This window comes from Paenibacillus sp. FSL K6-3182 (assembly GCF_037976325.1).
Taxonomy (GTDB): domain Bacteria; phylum Bacillota; class Bacilli; order Paenibacillales; family Paenibacillaceae; genus Pristimantibacillus.
This window is the reverse complement of record NZ_CP150265.1, coordinates 435,641-454,881: the sequence shown is the minus strand read 5'-3', so window position 1 is coordinate 454,881 and position 19,241 is coordinate 435,641. Positions and strand designations below refer to the sequence as shown.

At 46.3% G+C, this 19,241-nt stretch carries 12 protein-coding genes; 2 read left to right on the top strand and 10 right to left on the bottom strand.

From position 1 onward, the window contains the following. Nucleotides 1–198: 198 nt before the first annotated feature. The 5 genes from MHH56_RS02075 to MHH56_RS02055 form a co-directional block, all read right to left on the bottom strand. Nucleotides 199–4,824, bottom strand: coding sequence for an S-layer homology domain-containing protein (locus MHH56_RS02075; protein ID WP_339206271.1), 4,626 nt, complete (start codon nucleotides 4,822–4,824; stop codon nucleotides 199–201). Nucleotides 4,825–4,876: 52 nt separating this feature from the next. After that, on the bottom strand, nucleotides 4,877–5,986 hold the full coding sequence (locus MHH56_RS02070) for a hypothetical protein (protein WP_339206269.1): 1,110 nt from the start codon (nucleotides 5,984–5,986) through the stop codon (nucleotides 4,877–4,879). Nucleotides 5,987–6,117: 131 nt separating this feature from the next. Next, nucleotides 6,118–7,581, bottom strand: coding sequence for a hypothetical protein (locus MHH56_RS02065; protein WP_339206267.1), 1,464 nt, complete (start codon nucleotides 7,579–7,581; stop codon nucleotides 6,118–6,120). Nucleotides 7,582–7,730: 149 nt separating this feature from the next. Continuing rightward, entirely contained in the window at nucleotides 7,731–8,615 is an 885-nt protein-coding gene (locus tag MHH56_RS02060; RefSeq protein WP_339206266.1) for a carbohydrate ABC transporter permease, read from the bottom strand. 11 nt (nucleotides 8,616–8,626) lie between these two features. Next, nucleotides 8,627–9,556, bottom strand: coding sequence for a sugar ABC transporter permease (locus MHH56_RS02055; RefSeq protein WP_339206265.1), 930 nt, complete (start codon nucleotides 9,554–9,556; stop codon nucleotides 8,627–8,629). Nucleotides 9,557–9,834: 278 nt separating this feature from the next. Between MHH56_RS02055 and MHH56_RS02050 the strand changes: the two genes are divergently transcribed. Further along, nucleotides 9,835–11,130: a response regulator gene (locus MHH56_RS02050; RefSeq protein WP_339206263.1), complete on the top strand. Its 1,296-nt coding sequence runs from the start codon at nucleotides 9,835–9,837 to the stop codon at nucleotides 11,128–11,130. Further along, nucleotides 11,111–12,898, top strand: a complete 1,788-nt coding sequence (locus tag MHH56_RS02045) for a sensor histidine kinase (protein ID WP_339206261.1) — start codon at nucleotides 11,111–11,113, stop codon at nucleotides 12,896–12,898. The genes MHH56_RS02050 and MHH56_RS02045 overlap by 20 nt, the downstream gene beginning before the upstream one ends. Here MHH56_RS02045 and MHH56_RS02040 read toward each other — a convergent pair. The 5 genes from MHH56_RS02040 to thrS form a co-directional block, all read right to left on the bottom strand. After that, a complete protein-coding gene (locus MHH56_RS02040) occupies nucleotides 12,886–13,905 on the bottom strand; it encodes a cache domain-containing protein (protein ID WP_339206258.1) in 1,020 nt (339 codons plus the stop codon). The genes MHH56_RS02045 and MHH56_RS02040 overlap by 13 nt on opposite strands. 193 nt (nucleotides 13,906–14,098) lie before the next feature. Then, nucleotides 14,099–14,773 carry a methionine ABC transporter permease gene (locus MHH56_RS02035; RefSeq protein WP_339206257.1) on the bottom strand — a complete coding sequence of 225 codons (675 nt, stop codon included), beginning with the start codon at nucleotides 14,771–14,773 and terminating at the stop codon, nucleotides 14,099–14,101. After that, nucleotides 14,763–15,791 (bottom strand): methionine ABC transporter ATP-binding protein, encoded by a 1,029-nt coding sequence (locus MHH56_RS02030; protein WP_339206255.1) that lies wholly within the window; start codon nucleotides 15,789–15,791, stop codon nucleotides 14,763–14,765. The genes MHH56_RS02035 and MHH56_RS02030 overlap by 11 nt, the downstream gene beginning before the upstream one ends. A 73-nt stretch (nucleotides 15,792–15,864) precedes the next feature. Then, the gene (locus tag MHH56_RS02025; RefSeq protein WP_339206254.1) at nucleotides 15,865–16,689 is read right to left on the bottom strand and encodes a MetQ/NlpA family ABC transporter substrate-binding protein; all 825 of its coding nucleotides are present in this window, start codon (nucleotides 16,687–16,689) and stop codon (nucleotides 15,865–15,867) included. A gap of 293 nt (nucleotides 16,690–16,982) precedes the next feature. After that, nucleotides 16,983–18,896, bottom strand: coding sequence for a threonine--tRNA ligase (thrS, locus tag MHH56_RS02020; protein ID WP_339209463.1), 1,914 nt, complete (start codon nucleotides 18,894–18,896; stop codon nucleotides 16,983–16,985). Between the last annotated feature and the right edge of the window lie 345 nt (nucleotides 18,897–19,241).

Here is a 19,241-nt window from a genome sequence, read left to right as displayed (position 1 = left end):
TTTCATCTTATGATAGCGCTTTATATCGTAGGATGACATCCGACAACCCTGCGAAATGGTTTAGTAGGCTTCCTTTTTTGCTTAATTTCCTACAAAATCCTTGTGCTCCTTGCAAATTACCAGCAACCAGCCGATTATAAAATAGAAAAAAGGACCGCCCTCCTGTTTTTCAACAAGAGTGCAGTCCTTTCAACAAACCTATAACCCCATTAAACGGTAAATAACTGCTGCTGCTTCCGCGCGGGTAGACAAGCCTTTTGGTTTGTATGATCCATCCTCGTACCCTTTGATGAATCCCGCCTGCTGCAAAGCAATAATTCCCTCCAAAGCGTAACCGCTTATTTGGCTCTGGTCCTTAAAAATATCCGATTCACCAGCTGCTTTTGGCAGCTTCACAACCGCCTCTATTGCGCGGAAAGCAATGACAGCCATTTCCTCACGGGTAATGACATCCGATACGCCAAACGAGCCGTCCCCTTTTCCGTTTACAATACCCAGCGCCTGAGCCGTGGAAACCGCAGCATAATACCATGCTTCCTTACGGACATCCGTAAAGCTGCTAGATCCCGCAGCAGCAGGTGCCAAATCGAGGGCATTGACGAGAAGCTGAACAAACTCGCCGCGGGTAATGGAACGGTTAGGCTCAAACCTGCTCTCCCCCACACCTTTTACAATTTCACGAGCTGCTAAAGCTTCAATAATCGTCCGCGATACAGCGTTGACGTCTGTAAAATGTACATTCGCATAGGCTGCTGCGTAACGGCTAGAAAGATTAGTCTGGAAAGTTACCGTCCCCCTAACGGAATCGTATTTTACTTGTTTCACCGCTTCTACATGGCCATCTTCTAGAATCGTATATACAACAACCTGATGAGCCTGCTCTTCTGGCTTCAGCTCGTATTTCATTGTCGCCGTCATAGGCGACTTCGAATCAAACTTGCCAACCGCTGCTCCATCAGCCTTAACGAAGAAATCGTAAATCGGATTGCCTTTCCATTTTTGCTGTAAGCTTTGCGGAAGCGAGGCATCTCCTTGCTGGACAATTAAGATCTCCAACTGCTTCGAGCCAGCTGGAAGGCTACCTAAGAGAGCTTCTACTGGAATGGAAAGCGATGCACCATTTGCGGTGACGATTATGGTTTTCGCTTTATCGTTCCCATCCTTTAGCGCTGCTGCGGAAATGTGAATGGCAGCACCCTTCGCATCTGCTCCAGACGGTACCACATAAATGACCAGTTGTCCGTCTTTCGCCCCTTCGAGTGCTTTGTTAAGCTCCTCGTTGGAAATATTGATTTGAGCAATCCCCTTGTCGATACTAGCTCCTTTTGCTGTAATAATGCCCTTGTCAATCGTGTTCAAGCTGTCATTGTTGCCGTTGCCGCCGGTGCTTCCCCCTGGTGTCGGTGGAGTGACCGTTGCTTTAGCCAGCAGCTGGAAGGTACGGAATAGCGCCGGGTCCTTCACTCCGCCAATTCCCGAGCCCCACTCGATATATCCTTTGCGGCCTGCACCATCATTATCGTTGACCAGCATCGAGAAGCTTAATGCTTGATTCGCAGCGGCTTGGATCGGATAAAGCTCGCTCCAAGGAAGCTTCAGCTCATAGGAAGTTATCTTCGTCTCTTCATTTCGCGTTACGTTAAGCGTTCCGTTCGTTACTGAACCTGTTGCTTTGCCTTGCATCGTAAGCCAGCGATAAATTTGCGGCCCGTCCGGCGTCTGCGAAATGCCGTATTCATACCAGGACTGGCTCTCGCCGGGAACACCAGGCGCTACGCTGAACTGAATACCATCGTTTTGCCAAATCGAGCTGCCTGAGGCTGCATGGTTAAACACATCATCTTTAATGCTTGCTGAGAGGTAGAAAAAACCTTCATCCCAGCGCAGCTTGGCTGTACCGCTTAAGTCATCGTCGCCTTGAAAACCTGTGATCACATTGCTGCCATTCGCCAAATCAATCGTTATAGGCTGGCGGCTGTCCGTTTCATGCAATATGCGGTTAAAATCAATCTCTCTTGTCATATGAATGTTCTCATATCCGGCAATTTCAACCTTCAAATCAAGCGGATATTTAACCCCTTCAGCCAAGCCTGGCAAAGGAATAACATACGTCGATTGCCCGCTTGGCGCGACGACAGGGACTTTCGTATCCGTGCCGCTGATTGTGCCAAGACCCGAACCTTTGCCGACCTCCCAAGCGATCTTTCCAACCGTTAAGCTGTCTTTTTCAGAGCTGTTTACGAACTGAAGACGGAGCGACTTGCTGCCGCTATCATCGTCGGTAATACTAGGTATGACCTTCAAGCCTTGGAAATACAGTCTCAAATCATCGACAGGCGGCTCCGGCAGCGTCGCCGGATCTAGGCCTGCTCCATTATAAGCGCCAATATTCGGAGCTTCCGTGCCCGATACCGAATTCCCCCAATAATCAAGACCGCCATTGTCGGCAATGAGCGTACCCGCACCCAAAGCAGGAGAGCCAGCTCTTAGCTTGTAACCATCAACCGTATTCCAGCCTTTGCTGCCGCCGCCTTGATAAACGAGCATCGGGTTAGCCGTAACTTTATTCGGGTCAGCAGGCTCGTTTATCGGATGGTTGCCGTAAAACAAGTTATGGTCAAAAACGCCATTCATGCCCGGCACATGATAATCGCCTGTTCCAAGATTATAGATAAGATTGTTTTTGAATGAAAAAGCCGCCTGCAGATCCCCTGCTTCATTCCACTCATGATCCATAATTTTTGTATTTTGACCCGTTCCGATATAAATGCTGTTGTTGTAAATTTGCGTATTAGGCGAAACTCCGCCCGCAAAGTTAAACGTATGAGTCAGATCGTTTTGGCTGATGTTGTATCTAACCACATTGTTTGAAGAGCCGATCAGTACGCCCGGTGTTAAGCGCGCATCCACAAAGAGAATAAAGCCGCCTTTATTGTCGTGGCTGTAGTTGTATTGAACGACGCTGTTGTTCGTATCAATATCCAAATTGAAGCCTTGACCGTCACCTTCTGGCTTATTCGTATTAAAGGATTCATTAAACTGCACCACATTGTTTTTGCCTCGAGTCGGCCAAATTGCAGCTGAACCGTTAAACTCACCAACCTCAGAGTAATTGCCGCCGCCTTCTGCCACATTATGTTCAATTAACGCACCATCTACGCCGAAAGTAAGAATGCCGTCGCTATCGGCTTGCTTCACATAGTTTTGACGGATTTTCACACCAGTTGAAGCAAAATCCTGCCCATTCCAGCGCTGATCCCATACGACAATGCCCGTTCGTCCAATACGCTCCACCGTATTTCCTTGAATGAGCACTTGATCGAACTTATCCGTTACGGTGGTGCCGCCTACATATACGGAAATGCCCCCAAAGGCATGTGGTCCGCCCTCTGCTCCTGTTTCAGTCGGATATCTGAAGCTGCTTGATACGTCATGCACATAGTTATCCAAAATCTGAATGTTTGTCAGCGTACCCGCGTTTGCATTTTCAACAAGAATGCCCTCTCGGTACGTCGTTCCGCGTTCAGCGGCGTAGTTGGTTACCTCCAAATTTTGGATAACAACGTTAGAAGAATTGCGAAGATATACAGCGCCCCCGGCCATGCCGCCGCCGTTAATGATTGGTTTGCTGCCACTGCCGTAAGACGTAATTGTTATCGGCGCTTCCGCTGTCCCGCTACCCTTGGGATACAGCCGCTCGTTCCATACGCTGCCTTTTTTGAGCAAAATGCGGTCACCCGCTGCAAAAGTCGTGTTATTGACGTTGGCAAACGATTTCCATGCCGTGCTTTGCGATTTGCCGTCATTGCTGTCGCTGCCAGCCTCGGCATCTACGAAATAATCGCCATCGCCTCCTGTGCCGCCGCCGTTTCCAGGCACCACATTCGCAAGCGTTACAGAGCCCAGCTGCATGAGCCAATTCGCCAGATCGCCAGATAATTCTACTTTCAAATAATTAATGTCTGCGGGGAGCGGATCAGCCGGCGTATATGTAGCCCCTGACCAAGCCCCGTCCCCGGTCGATTCAGGCGTATCATGTACAGCAGCAAGCTCTGTCCACACCGCGCCATCCGGCGAGCCATAAAACGTAATAACACCCGTTGAACCTGCGAAGGAGTGAAGTCTTGCCGCAAAATGCTTAATGCCATGCAGATGATAAACGACTGACTCATCCGATACGGCCGTTCTCACAATTCTAGAAGCATCCCCGCCAAAAAAAGCTGGATTCGTGTTGTCTATTGACCAATTAGCCGTAAACGAAGCAAGCTTGGAAATGTCATCAAGCTTATCGTCAATCGTCTGAGGTGCCGTTGACAGATTGGAAACCGTAATCGATCCAAGCTGCATGAGCCAAGTATCGATATCTCCGCTCAGTTCAATTTTCAAATAATCGATTCCGCTTGGCAGTGCTCCCGAGGAGCTGTATTCCGTTCCATACCAGCCGGAGCCTTTTCCTACAGGATCTGAATATTGAGAAGGAATTTCTGTCCAAGCCAAACCGTCCGCTGAGCCATAAAACGTAACGACCGCAGTTGATCCGGAGAAATAATAAGCTTGCAAGGCAAAGGACTGAATGCCATCCAGCTTATATACAGCATACTCCGTCGTCGTTGACGTTCTAACCGCCCTAGATTCATCGCCTCCAAAAAAATGCGGATTCGTATTGTCAAATGTCCAGTTTGGCGAACTCGCAAACATCTTGGAGTTATCCGTTAACGCATCTTCAATCGATACTGCATCATGCGCAGATACGCTCGCCGCTGGCAATGCCAGCATGCTGAGCAGCGTGAGGATCAGCATCGCATTCATCCACTTCTTCAACATTTTTCATGGCTCCTTCTTAAAAAATAATAGAAATTCATTTATTAGTGAAAAGCTATAATTTCGTTATGCCTAACCAGCTTCGTGCAAGGCGTGCTGCACGCTCGCTATCCCATTCAACCATCGCTAGACTTGTTTCCTGCTGAGCGACTTCGCGAAATTGTTCAGACAACAACTGGCTTGCGATCGCGTCTTTCACTTTCTCATAGGATTGGAGAATTGGTTCGCCTTTAGAAATGCAATACAGTAGATGCAGCTCCCCGTTCTCTTCGAAAATACCGCTCAATTGATCTGCCTGGATACGCTCTGCTTGCTGCACCGCTATTGGACTCTCTAGAGCCGCGGTACGACGAGTTGCACTCGTTAAGCTTGCATCCATTACCTCTATCCCAAGCTGCTTGGCAGAATCGATGAAGCTTGCTTGGTCTACGGCTGCTTTTTTCAACTGTTCCATAACGTGGAGAGCCTCGTTCTTATTAATTAAAGAGGCTCCATCTCCATAAGGCAGCACCGCCCATTTAAGCTTTACATGCCCCGGGAGCGAATACTTCGTCTGCTTATCCGTTTCATATGCCTGTTTTACTTTGTCATCCGAAACAGAGAGCTTGCCGCTTTTTTGCAGTGCTTCAAGTGTCGCGCTTTCCAAATTGCTCATGTAATAACTGTAATAAGCTTCGATTTCGAAGGAAGTGGGTCCATATACGATTTCACCGTCTGCTTCAGCCTTGCTGCGCCTGCTATTCTCAGCTTCCATCCCGCTAAGAAACGATTCATAGCTGCCATCCACAGCAATCCCACTTTTCTTCGCCAGCTGCTGCAAAGCTATCGTTTTCGTCAGCTCCGCTTTAGCTTCCTCAATTAACCTCTGCAAAGGCATTTCGCCGGAGTAGGAAGTCGTCCAGAACTGATCCATATATTCAGCTCCATAGGTTTGCTTGAAATAATCAGCTACGAGTGCTTTTTTCAACCCTAAATACATTCCGAATTGTTCTGCTGAAGCTGCATGGCCGTTAACGATTAAGGGTTCGGATGCAATGCTCGATCGTTTTTGCGAAGCGCCGACCAAGAAGAAAACCGCTGTAAGCGTTATCAATAAAAATAAAATGAAAAACTGCTTTTGTTTCGCACGCAGCCCCTTTATCGTTTGATCCTTCTGCTTCCTCACGACATCCATTCTCCTTCCAACCACCTGTTGTCCTTTGCCATTCGCAGAGGCTCCGCCGCTGCCCTATTGATTGTAAATCCCCAAGGCTGACTGCCCTTGGGGATTTAGAGTTCACCGAAAACTTTCGATGCTTATTGCACTTTATCGAGATAGTCCTTTTGGAAATCGGCAGCTGCTTTCTCAAGCAGTGCTTTCGGATCTGCATTCTTGTTCGTTAATACAGCTTGGATGGCCACATCAAGCGTTTTGTAAAGCTCTTGCGCATTGACTGGCACCTCAGGGCGAAGACCAGCCGAACCATTCGTCATGTAATCATTGAACATATCCATATTTACATTGGTGTATTTATCAAGAATAGCTTGCTCTGCTTTAATACGATCCTCGTTCACCCATACGCGAAGTCCGTGCGGGCCCACGATTAAACCTTGCTCGTTAGCTGTTTTGGATTGCGTTTCAAGTCCAAGCAGCGATTCTTCACTCGTTTGCGGCGAGAAGCCTTTTACATCCAGCCATTTGAAGGCTGAATCTAATTGCTCAGGTGTCGCATCCGGCGCAAACATGTATAGTCCGCCTCCTAGAAGCGTCGCATTTCCTTTGGGTCCTGTCGGCAGTGCAGACATAGCCAGATTATCCTTTGGCATTTTCATATTTTGAACGATTGCATTACCCCAATCGGATATGCCAAAGCTCATCGCCACTTGCTCTGTTCCGAACATTTGGAATAAATCAGTACCTACATCGACTAGGTTGTTTGCAGGAAGCACGTCATATTTCCATTTTAAATCCTTTACGTATTGAAGCGCTTCAGCAGCCTCTGGGGAATTAAATACAGCTTTCCATTTGCCATCTACCTGCTGTTCAAAGTCAGCGCCATATGCCCATGCGATATTCATGAACATCCAGCCGCCTTGATTGTTTTTGGTTGGGAAGAAAAAGCCGGACTTTCCTGTTTTCTCTTTGATCGTTTTAGCGGTTTGCGCAAGCTCCTCATAGGTTTTCGGGAAATTTGGCACCCCTTTGTCATCTACAAGACCTGCTTGCTTGAACAGGTTTACGTTGTACATAAGGCCCATCACGTATCCGTCTTTTGGAATGCCGTAATATTTGCCGTCTTTTTGCACCAGCTTAAGCAAATCTGGATTAAGCGCTTTGTCGAACTCATTTTTAGTCATAATATCCGTAATATCAGCGGCATAATTAGCCTTGATAATTTTGTCTGCTTCAGTAAAAAAGGTTTCATACACGGTAGGAAGCTCACCGCTTGCTGCTTTCGGAAGGAACGAGCTTACATCATAGCCCCATTCATCCTTATCCACTGTAATAAGCGGATATTTCTCTTTCATTTTGGCAACATAATCGGCGTAAATTTTGACCTGAGCTTCCTCATTCGGCTTCGGCCAGTTGCTGACCTTGATCGTTATAGGCTTCGCTTCGGAAGGCGCTTCCGTTGCTGGATTATTTTCGCCGCTATTGCTGCTTGCCGTCGGCTCCACAGCATTATTGCCGCTATTTTTGCCGCAGCCTGCGATAACGAGAACAAACACGCACAACATAATAAACGTAAGCTGCCAAGTGTTTCTTTTTTTCAAATTCATTTGTAATCCCCCAGCCTTCTATTTGGAATGATGACATTACGAACTTTTGAAGCGCTTTCTTATTTGCCGGCAACTAAATGCTATCATACTCATTATCGCATTCAGTAGGGCACAAATCTGCGAAACAGTTTAATATTCTGCGCGCTTCCTTAACCTTTGATGCTTCCGGCAATCGAATAGCCCTGCATAATATAGCGCTGGAAGACTAGAAATAGTAGAACCGGCGGGACGATGGCAAACGTTAATCCAAGGAACTGGATATCTGCAGGCAGCGTAGCTTTTAAGTTGAAAATAGCGACGATGACCGTCCACTGCGACTGGTCTTTCAGAATCATATACGGCCAGAAAAATTCATTCCATACGCCGTTGATCGTTAAAATCGAGATCGTGATGAGCACGGGTCCACTCAAAGGCAAAATAATTCGCAAAAAAATGCTTAGCTTGGAAGCACCGTCAATATGAGCTGATTCGACCAAGGAAGCTGGAATCGTATCGAAAAAGTTTTTGAAAATAAGAATGACAACGGGATTGACCGCCGCCAAAAACCATAAAGGCCAATACGTATTCGTAAAGTTAATATGAAACAGTGGAAAATCGACAATATTGCCGAACAAAGGAACAATTCCGACTGTACTCGGCAGTAGCACTGTCCAAAGAATGAGCAAAAAGAAAAAGGCGCTTCCTTTTGGCTTCAGCTTAGAGAAAAAGTAACCTGCCAATCCATTAAACAACACCGTAAATACAAGCGTTCCGATTGTCACATAGGACGTATTCAAATAATAACGCATAAACTTGAACTCATTCCATGTGTCCCAAAGCTTCTCGATGTGAAACGACCGCGGAATAATGGTAGGCGGAATTTCGTAAAACTCCTTCACATCCTTGAAGCTGGACAAAATAACCCAGACAGGAGGCAGAAGGCATACGAGTGAAATGATCAACATGATCGCAAAAAATAGCCAATACATAATTTTAACCTTAGGTATTTTGTATTCCAGATCCCCAATAATTCCTGATGATTTAGCCGTTTTCATTTACTCACTCCTTACTCCTTGTCCCATTTTTTCTGCAATTTGAAATAGTAGACGGTCATAACCATCAAAATCATAAAGGTAATGACGCCCAGTGCCACCGAATGACCCGCCTCGAAATAACGGAAGGCATAGAAGTAGCTTTGCAGCTGCAAAGTCATAGACGCATTATTAGGGCCGCCCTCTGTCAAAACGAGAGGCTCATTGAAAATTTGGAATACGCCGCTAATTTGCAAAATCAGCGTTAAACCGATTAAAGGTGAAATTTGCGGTAGCGTAATGTTCCAAAATTTTCGCCATATGCCGGCTCCATCAATTGAAGCCGCCTCATACAACTCACTATTCACACCCTGTAAACTGGCTAGAAATAGAAGCGTTGTTGCCCCGAAGCTTCTCCATGTGATCGTGAGCACAATTGTAATAATCGTCAAGCTTGGGTCCTGCAGCCACCCCTGCGGGTGAATACCGAACATGCCTATTATTTTATTGACCAAACCGTTCTCGCTTGGCTCAAAGAGGAACATCCACAGCATCGATGCTGCAATTCCCGGAATCATGCTTGGGAAAAAAGCCGAAAACCGGAAAAAAGAGCTCCAATGCCGCATTTCATTAATCATGACAGCAACGACGATCGGAATGACGAATCCAATAACAAGAGACCAAAAAACGTACATAAACGTATTGATCAAGGTTTGCTGGAATACCGAATTGGTAATGACATCGATATAATTTTGCAGCCCGACAAATGACTCCGCTTTAAATCCCTTTGTCTTAAAAAAGGATAACCAAATGCCTGACAATAACGGCTGCCATGAAAAGAAAAAGAAAAAAAGCAGCGTAGGAATAATTAAAAGCCACGAGGACCATTCCTTCATCCAATACATAAAAAAAGTCGATTTTTTCTGCTTAGGAGTATACGTGGGTGTACCGGCGTTTACGCTCATGTTGGCTTCCTTTCCTAAATGATGTATTTAATTAAAATGATAACGCTTCCTTGCGAAGAGCGACATCCTTCAACCCTGCGAAATGGTTTGACATGGTGTGAAATATAAGCGCCGATTGCTGCTAACGTTGTTCTCCCTTCTTCATGACAATCGCTGCTTTAGCTCATGGTAGCACAGTAAAAAGATTTGCCAGTAGGTTGTTATCCTGCGAAAGGGTGGATTATTCTGTCGGAACCTTCCATGGCACTGACGAAATAAGGACGATATATTATAATAAAATGGATCGACAACAATGGGTTATGGGGGAGTCGGACACCATGTTGAAAGCGCTTATCGTCGACGACGAATATTTAGTTCGCACAGGAATCCGCGAGACCATCGATTGGGCCGAATATGGGGTAGAGATTATTGGAGATGCAAGCAATGGCGTGGAAGGGCTGGAGCTCGCACTGCTTCATCAGCCGGATGTCATTGTGACTGATGTGCGTATGCCTTATATGAACGGGCTGGAGTTTTTGGAGAAAATAAAAGAGCATAATCTGCATTGCGGCGTTATTGTGCTCAGTGGATACGATGAGTTTCAGTATGCCCAGGAGGCGCTTCGCCATGGCGCAGCCAGTTATCTGCTTAAGCCGGTAAATATCGATGAGCTGGCAGAAACGGTCCAGCAAATTGGGCGGCAAACGATTGAAAAACGAGCAAATCGGATGCAATTTCAAAAATATAAAAAAGAAGAGAGCGCCATCTCCTCGCAATTTTGGCTTGATTTATTTTACGGGCGACTCTCTGACACCAATTTGATTCAGGAGAAATATGATTGGCTGAGTATCGCGATTGCGCCTGAGAATAAGCTGATTGCTGCTGTCATCTCTATCATTCCAGACACCGTTACAGCGATAGATTTTGTTGATCAATCCAAATGGTCAGCAATTGAACAGCAAATTCGCCAGATCTTAAACAACCATTCAGTGAGCACTATAGCTGTTTTGCAAAGTGCACCGACAGAATGGACAGTCATCGCAGCTTCGAGCCTGCCAATCACCGATTTTGCTTCCACCATGTACACTTTTGGTTACGCTGTCATTAATGAAATAAAAGACTCCGCCGGCTTCCAACTGACGGTTGGCTTCACTGAAGCAGCTGACCGCTATGCGGGCATACACACTGCGTTTGTGAAAGCACGCGAGGCGGCACGCAAATCCATCTCTGGATTAGGCGGCGTTTTATTCGAATCAGAAAATGAACGTTCAGGCTCAAGACGCGAGGTTCGGGACGCACTCGCCTATATTAGACTTCATTATGCAGATAACATTACAGCCGACATGGTTGCCGAGAAGGTTCATGTCAGCCCAACTCATCTGATGCATTTGTTTAGGAAGGATCTGAACAAAACGTTTTATGAATGCCTGACGGAATATCGCATCGATGAGGCTAAGCGTTTGCTGCGCTACTCCTCCTACCGGGTTTATGAGGTCGGTCTGCATGTTGGCTTCGGCGATTCCAAATATTTCAGCCAAATTTTCCGCAAAATGACCGGGATGTCTCCTAGCGAATATGCCAAATATCAACAATAAGCAGGATCGCAGCGACAAGTCGTCCTCTATTTTGCGTAAAATGAACATTAGAACCCGAATCGTCTTTGTCATCATCGCCGGATTGACGCTGCATCTCACTTTGATGCTGGGTGTGTTCAACATTTACGCGCACACGTATCTCAAAAACAATTTGTACAATCACATTGGCAATATTCAAAAAGAGATTGGACTCAGCTTAGAGCTGATCGTCGATGATATCCAAATGCTTTCACTCCGTTTCCTCGTCAATACGGACATTTACCGCCTGATCGGCGACTCGTCCATTGCAGAGGATGAGAAAAAAACGCGTATTCGTTCGCTGATGGAAGGCATCGTCGCCAAGAACGAGCTGATCGGCGACGTGGTGATCATTACAAAGGAAGGCACCCGTTACCGATATGTCGCCGATACGGAAATTTTTGAAGATCCGGATGACCTGCTGCTATCCAAAATCGAGGAATCTATTTTACCTGTTATCGGTAAGGTGAAGCATAACGCTAAAGGTGACGCCTATATCGTTTTCGGACAAAAATATCGCAATTTCAATACAGGCCAAAACATCGGAACCATTCTCGTCTATGTGAAGGAATCTTCGCTGTTTAATCTTTATAAGCCAGCGTTTGAGGGGCTAGGCTATTCCTATATTGCCTCGGTCACTAATGAAGTGATTTCACATCCCGATAAACGGGTGGTCGGCAATACTCTTCTGGAATCGGATTCGTTCCATCCCGGCGAAACGGCAGGTTATCGCAACGTATCATCGGGGCATGAAAACTATGTTTTGAGCACATATCCGCTGAGCGACCGCCTGAACCGATTCGGCGTCAGCTGGAAGCTTGTTTCCGTTGTATCGCGGCCACAATTGTTTGCCGCGATTACGGAAGGAAACCGAAATGCGCTGTTTTTCGCTTTGCTCGTTTTTGTTGGTCTCTTAGCTCTGTCTTTTTATTTGGCGTCCAAAATTACCGAGCCTGTCTTCAATTTGACAAAGAAGCTGGGTGCGATAGGAAAGTCCGGGCTGCAGCTCATGAATGATCGAAATAAACCGAGCGATGAAATTAGTGAGCTTGAAAACAGCTATTACACGATGATCGACCGAATTAACAACCTCATTCACGAGAACAATGAGGAAAAGGAAAAGCAGCGAGTGATGGAGCTAACCGCTTTGCAATCGCAAATCAATCCGCATTTTTTGTACAATACGCTCGATGCGATCACTTGGACGGCCAGGCTGAAAAAACAACCTGAAATCGAGAGAATGATTTCTGCGTTAGCAACCTTCTTCCGAATCAGCCTGCATAAAGGGGACAAGCATATTCCCGTTGAGGAAGAGATTCGGCTGGTAAAAAGCTTTGTAACCGTTGAGCTGATGCGTTTTCCAGACAAATATGATGTCACCTACGATATCCCGGAGCCGCTTCGGAAAATTCGCATCTTGAAGCTTATTCTTCAGCCATTAGTGGAGAACGCCATTAAACATGGCATGAGTGAGAAACAAGGAAAAGGATTAGTCGAGGTTAAAAGCTGGCGAGACGAGACCTATCTTTATTTTGAAATTAAGGACGACGGGGTAGGGTTTAAAAGCAAATCCAACATTCAAAGCACCGACAAAAATGTGTTGTTTCAAAGCGGTTACGGCCTGAGAAACGTTGACGAGAGGATTAAGCTCGAATACGGCAAGGAATCGGGACTCACGATAACGAGCGAACCCGGAAAAGGAACGACTGCCCTTATTCGGATTCGCCTCAGCTTAGATCAAATCTCATGATGTCTGCGCATTTTTTTGTACAAATCCTTTAATGGATCTAGAATGCTGCGAGACAGCCGCTTAATCAGTATAAAAAATAGTGCCAAAATAAAAGCGCCAACTCCGATCAGCGTATTTCTTAGCAGTCGGAGTTCGCTTTTGATCGGCTCGCCTGAGATTAGAATCGCGATTCGATCATCGGAATGATACAAGCGATATAACAAAACAATGCCCTCTGCCGTCTGATTGATCGTCATTTCCTCATTCGCTTCTTCTTGTGTATCCTCCTGCAGCGTTTCCCAAATCACATCGTTAGGCTCTTCCTGCAAGCCATTTGCATTCAAAATCGCATGATCATGCGTAATAATATAGGTAGGATGACGGCCATACAATTCAGGATCGTCGGCATGATAGAAGCTGCTCATCTTTTTCAAATCCACATTCATGAGAAGCAGACCCGTTATCTTCTCGTTTGTATCGATGATTTTGGCCACATAAACCAGCTTTCTGCGTGGATCTGTGTTCTTGTACACGAGCGAGCTCGAAGCTTGTACAATCCATTCGGACGTTAAATCTGAGCTTAAAAACTTCGTATATTCGGGAAGCTTCTGGGTCTCCTGGAACGAGCGTATCGCCGATACATTGCTTGATGCGTACACGCTGCCGCTATTCCCGTACATCACCATATCTAAAATATAGAGGTTGGATGAAATCATGCCGTCCAATATCGGCGGAATGGTATTGTCATATTCGCTGCTTGAGAGGGAAGCATGAACGGCTGTATTGTTTGTCACCAAACTAGCCATTTCCTCCATCCATTTCATAAACAGCTGGGCGTTTTTGTGCTGCTGGCCTGTATATTGAAGGGAAAGCTGACGCTGCATTTCCGAGCTTCTGTTCTCCATGGTCCGAAATACGAGCATGCTGGACAAGATTACATATAAAACAATGACCGATAGCAAAATAATTTTCATTTTCTTATCAAGCGATCTGAACACCGTATCCCCTCGTTCCCCAGTTGTCCTCATTTCTATTTTAACGCAAGCTATAATGAAGCGCTTTCTTTTATTGCCCATCGATAGTACCATACAAGCAGCTTATAAAAAAGCCGTTAAAGCTGCGAAATGGTTTGCAATCGCAGGATGGATAAACGAAAAAAAAACTCCCGATTATTTCAGGAGTTCATTCGCAGAATGTGGGCAGGCCGCTAAAACGTCTCAACTAATGCTTGCGCAGCTTCTTCGATATGCGATTTCCCGCTGACTGCATCAGCTGCACGAGCAAAATAAGAATAATGACGCAAACGTACATCACGTCGGGCTCCCAGCGCTGGTAGCCGTACCTAATCGCCACATCCCCTAAACCGCCTGCGCCAAGTACACCCGCCATCGCTGTTGCGCCGATTAATCCAATCGTTGCGATGGTTAAACCAAGCACGATTCCAGGTCTTGCTTCCTTCAAAATAACCCGCCAAATGATTTGCCGGCGCGAAGCTCCCATCGCTTGAAATGCTTCAATCACACCGGGATTTACCTCCAGCAAAGCCGATTCGATAAGCCTCGCAATATAAGGCGCAGTATAAAAGACAAGCGGAACGATTGCTCCTCTCACCCCGATTGTCGTATGCACAATCCATTTCGTAATGGGAATGATCGCTATTAAAATAATGATGAACGGGACAGACCGCAGCACATTGATGACTGCGTTTAACAGATGATAGAGCACCTTGTTCTCATAAATATGATTTGGGCGCAGCACGACTAGGCAAATGCCCAGAAACAAGCCAATAATAGTGGAGAAAAACAAGGAATAGACAACCATCGCCGCCGTTTCCCCTAGCGCTTCTGTGTATAGATCATGGTTCTCGGCGAGGCTTCTGAAGAAGCTATCCAGCATGCTTAAGCACCTCCACCTGCATTCCGTTTTGTACCATGTATGCAATTCCTTCTTCTATGGCAGTCGATTCGCCCGGCAGACTAATTAAGAGAAAACCAAATACGGTATCTTTAATTTTCGTTATATTTCCGTACAAAATGCTTGGCCGAAGCTGATAGCGCAGCGTCAAATCTGCGAGTATAGGCTCGCTTACCGTATCGCCAATGAAGGAGATGCGAAGCAGATGTTTTGGCTCTGCAGGGTGGTTGGCTTTGTAAAGCAGCTCCTGCGGCAAATCCGCATCAAACACGCTTTTCGTAAATTTTTTGGTCGTATCCGTTTGCGGTTTCGTAAACAGCTCCAAAATAGAGCCCTGCTCTACAATGATGCCGTTCTCCATAACGGCTGCTCGATCGCATATCTTTTTCAATACATACATCTCATGGGTAATCAACACAATCGTAATTCCATAGGAACGATGAATGTCGAGCAGCAAATGCAGGATTGAATCGGTCGTCTGCGGATCAAGTGCTGATGTCGCTTCATCGCATAACAAGATTTCCGGCTCGTTGGCAAGTGCCCTTGCGATCGCCACACGCTGCTTCTGCCCTCCAGACAATTGAGCGGGGTAGCTGTCACTTTTATCCGCAAGATCCACAAGCTTCAGCAATTCGTTTACCCTTGCTTCAATTTGTTTTTTGGGGGCACCTGCAAGCACGAGCGGAGCGGCTATATTCTCATAGACGGTACTCGACATAAGCAAGTTGAAGTTTTGAAAAATCATCCCGATTTTCCGCCGCATAATGCGCAGTTCCTGCTCGCTAAGCGATGCCAGATCCGTGTTGTTTATACGTATACTGCCAGCAGTCGGCCGCTCCAAATAGTTGATGCAGCGCAGAAGCGTACTTTTGCCTGCTCCGCTGTAGCCGATAATGCCGAAAATTTCCCCTTTACGAATATGCAGATTCGCGTCCTTAATTGCATGGATGTTCTGTTTGCCCTGTTGATACGTTTTGCTGACATTTTCGATCCAGATCACTGTACAACCCCGCCTCTGCTAAAATGTTAAAAAGGTCTCTTCATCTAAGAAGAGACCAAGGTCTATTTTCGAGCTACCAAGAAGCGACAATGTACGTGCCGTATTTTTCTTCTACGAATTTCTTGACTTGGTCGGAATGATAAGCCTTAATCAATCTTTGGAATACCGGCTTATCCTTGTCCTCGGTTCTTACTGCAATAATATTTACCCAAGGAGAATCCTTTGGCTCAATAAAAATGGCATCCTTCGTTGGCACAAAACCCGCTTCTACCGCATAGTTGGTGTTGATTACTGCCGCCGTCAGATCGCCAAGCGCTTTCGGAATGAATGCTGCATCCAGCTCCTCAAATTTCAATTTGAGCTTGTTTTCTGCGATGTCACGAACAGTCGCTTTAATGCCAACGCCTTCTTTTAATTTGATCAGTCCAGCATTTTCAAATAGGATCAACGCGCGTGCGCCATTCGTCGGATCATTAGGCAGGCCGATAACATCGCCTTCCTTTATTTCAGAAACGTCTTTGATTTTTTTGGAGTAGAAGCCGATTGGAAAATTAAGCGTGTTCGCGATCTTCACCAAATCAAGGTTGTTATCCTTCTTGAATTGATCGAGATACGGCTCATGCTGGAATGCATTCGCATCAAGCTCGCCTTCCGCCAGCACTTTATTCGGCTGTACATAGTCATTGAATACAACAAGCTCAATATCAAGGTTATCCTTAGCCGCAACTTCCTGCACCTGCTTCCAAATCTCTTCCTCAACGCCTGCCGAAATGCCTACCTTAAGCTTTGCTTTCTCTCCTTCTCCCTCTGCACCTTTGGATTCTGATTTGTTGCCGCACGCGGCAAGCACAGCGGTTAATACCAGTGTCAGCATAATCAATACGAGCTTTTGTTTCATATGATCTCCCCTGCTTCCTATTTGTTTTTCAAGCTGATTACATGTCTAGAAAAACAGAAAAGCTCTTATTCCACGATGCCGGCTGTTTGCGCCGTTCCGTGAAATAAGAGCTTTTAGTCGTCTAATCAGCTCAATTCCTTATAATTCCGATGAGCTTACTATAGATTATATATATTGCTTCTGTCAACGATTTTATTTGTCATTCAAGCGCTAGCTCTTCCATGGATGACCAATTCCAACGTGGAACAGCTGTCGCTCCTTTATTGCACCATGCTGCAGCCGCGTTAGCCATCTTACGATTTAGCCAGCACCTCATCCTTAATCCGCTGTACAACCTCAGCAATCGCTAGTGATCCGAGATCACCTTCGCCTCTTTTTCTAATAGCAACGCTGCCCGCATTTTTCTCACTCTCACCGAGTACAAATGTGTAAGGCACCTTTTCAAGGCCAGCCTCGCGAATTTTATAACCCAGCTTCTCATTCCGAGTATCCACTTTAGTGCGAATGCCCGCTTCAGCGAGTGCTTCCTTCACCTGCAAGGCATAATCGATATATTTCTCCGAGACAGGCAGCAGCTTAACCTGAACAGGTGCGAGCCATAATGGGAATGCTCCTGAATAATGCTCTGTCAATATACCGATAAAACGATCAATCGATCCATATACCGCACGATGAATAACGACAGGGCGATGCTTCTGGTTGTCTTCGCCAATATAGGATAAATCAAATTTCTCAGGCATTTGGAAATCAAGCTGAATCGTGCCGCATTGCCAGCTCCGCTTCAAAGCATCGAGGATATGAAAGTCGATTTTCGGCCCATAAAATGCACCGTCGCCCTCATTTACGCGATATTGAATATTGCGGCTGTCCAGTACGCTGCGCAGCGATTGCTCCGCTTGATCCCATAGCTCCTCGGAACCCATTGAGTCCTCTGGTCTAGTCGACAGCTCAATTTTGAAATCAAAACCGAATACGCCGTAGATATGGTCGATCAATGCGATTGCATGGCTAATCTCTGCTTCAATCTGATCAGGCCGCACGAATATATGTGCATCATCCTGGCAAAACGTACGCACCCGCATCATGCCGTTCAGAGCCCCCGAGTACTCATGGCGATGAACCTGGCCAAATTCCGACATCCGAATCGGAAGCTCTCTATACGAATGCAGACTGTTTTTGAAAATCAACATATGCCCCGGGCAGTTCATCGGTTTTAGCGCATAAGCCGTGTCATCCACATTTGTAAAATACATATTGTCCTTATAATGATCCCAGTGACCCGATTGCTCCCACATCCGCTGGTTCATCATAAATGGCGTGCGTACTTCCTCATAATCCCGCTGCCGCTGCTTCTCGCGAATCAGGCTCTCCAGCTCCGTACGAATTGTCATGCCGTTCGGAAGGTAGAACGGCATGCCCGGCGCCTCTTCTGAGAACATGAACAGCTCCAATTCCTTGCCAAGCTTGCGGTGATCACGCTTCTTCGCTTCCTCCAGCAGGTGCAAATGCTCATCAAGCTGAGCCTTTTTCGGGAAGGACGTGCCATATATCCGCTGCAGCATTTTGTTGTCCGAATTGCCACGCCAGTAAGCGCCTGCTACACTTAGCAGCTTGAACGCCTTGATGCGTCCTGTGGAAGGTAAATGCGGACCGCGGCAAAGGTCAACAAACTCGCCTTGCTCATACAGCGAAATAATGGAATCGTCCGGCAAATCACGAATTAACTCCAGTTTGAGCGGTTCTTCCTCCTGTGCGAATAAAGCTGTCGCTTCCTCGCGACTCACTTCACGACGCGTAATAGGCAGGTTTTCTTGAATAACCTTGCTCATCTCCGCTTCTATCGCAGCAAGATCATCTGTAGACAACGGCTTCTCGATATCAATGTCATAGTAGAAACCATCCTCAATAACAGGACCAATCCCGAGCTTCACTGCCTTTTCCCCGTAAATACGTTTTATAGCTTGTGCCATAACATGTGCTGTACTGTGACGGTAAATCGCTAAACCATCAGCACCATCGAGCGTAATAATTTCAACGCTGCTGCTTGCTTGGATGGGCTCGTTCAGATCGACGAGCCTGCCATCGACTTTTCCCGCGACTGCATTTTTGCCAAGGCCAGTACTGATTGATTCCGCCAATTGCGCGGCGGTTGTCCCCTGTGGATACTCCTTAACTGTTCCATTCGGTAATGTAATTGCAATACTCATCATGCAGCCTCCGATCGAATGTAGTTGAACGCAAAAAAAACACATCTCTCCCACCAAGGGACGAGTGCGTTCAGCTCGTGGTTCCACCCTCATTCGATCTGCTGCTTTATATGACTGGCTATCCGCCAGACTTAAAGTTACAGCAAGATCCTTATTGAGCACCCGGTAACGAGGATGAATCGGTGTTATTTACAATCGCTTTATGCAAACAGCGGGTTCAATAACACGGCTGCAAAGGGGTAATTACACATTCGGTTGCTGGAGAAGCTCTCAGCCTTAGCCTCTCTCTCTGGACAGCTCGTATAAGGTAATCTTGTCTTTGGTCAATGCCTATTTATGGCTAAA

What these genes read in the sequence shown, in the direction of transcription:
- MHH56_RS02055 (WP_339206265.1), bottom strand. Translation starts at nt 9,556, where the DNA reads ATGAGCGTAAACGCCGGTACACCCACGTATACTCCTAAGCAGAAAAAA.
- MHH56_RS02040 (WP_339206258.1), bottom strand. Translation starts at nt 13,905, where the DNA reads ATGAGGACAACTGGGGAACGAGGGGATACGGTGTTCAGATCGCTTGAT.
- MHH56_RS02075 (WP_339206271.1), bottom strand. Translation starts at nt 4,824, where the DNA reads ATGTTGAAGAAGTGGATGAATGCGATGCTGATCCTCACGCTGCTCAGC.
- MHH56_RS02035 (WP_339206257.1), bottom strand. Translation starts at nt 14,773, where the DNA reads ATGCTGGATAGCTTCTTCAGAAGCCTCGCCGAGAACCATGATCTATAC.
- MHH56_RS02065 (WP_339206267.1), bottom strand. Translation starts at nt 7,581, where the DNA reads ATGAATTTGAAAAAAAGAAACACTTGGCAGCTTACGTTTATTATGTTG.
- MHH56_RS02045 (WP_339206261.1), top strand. Translation starts at nt 11,111, where the DNA reads ATGCCAAATATCAACAATAAGCAGGATCGCAGCGACAAGTCGTCCTCT.
- MHH56_RS02050 (WP_339206263.1), top strand. Translation starts at nt 9,835, where the DNA reads ATGGATCGACAACAATGGGTTATGGGGGAGTCGGACACCATGTTGAAA.
- thrS (WP_339209463.1), bottom strand. Translation starts at nt 18,896, where the DNA reads ATGAGTATTGCAATTACATTACCGAATGGAACAGTTAAGGAGTATCCA.
- MHH56_RS02060 (WP_339206266.1), bottom strand. Translation starts at nt 8,615, where the DNA reads ATGAAAACGGCTAAATCATCAGGAATTATTGGGGATCTGGAATACAAA.
- MHH56_RS02025 (WP_339206254.1), bottom strand. Translation starts at nt 16,689, where the DNA reads ATGAAACAAAAGCTCGTATTGATTATGCTGACACTGGTATTAACCGCT.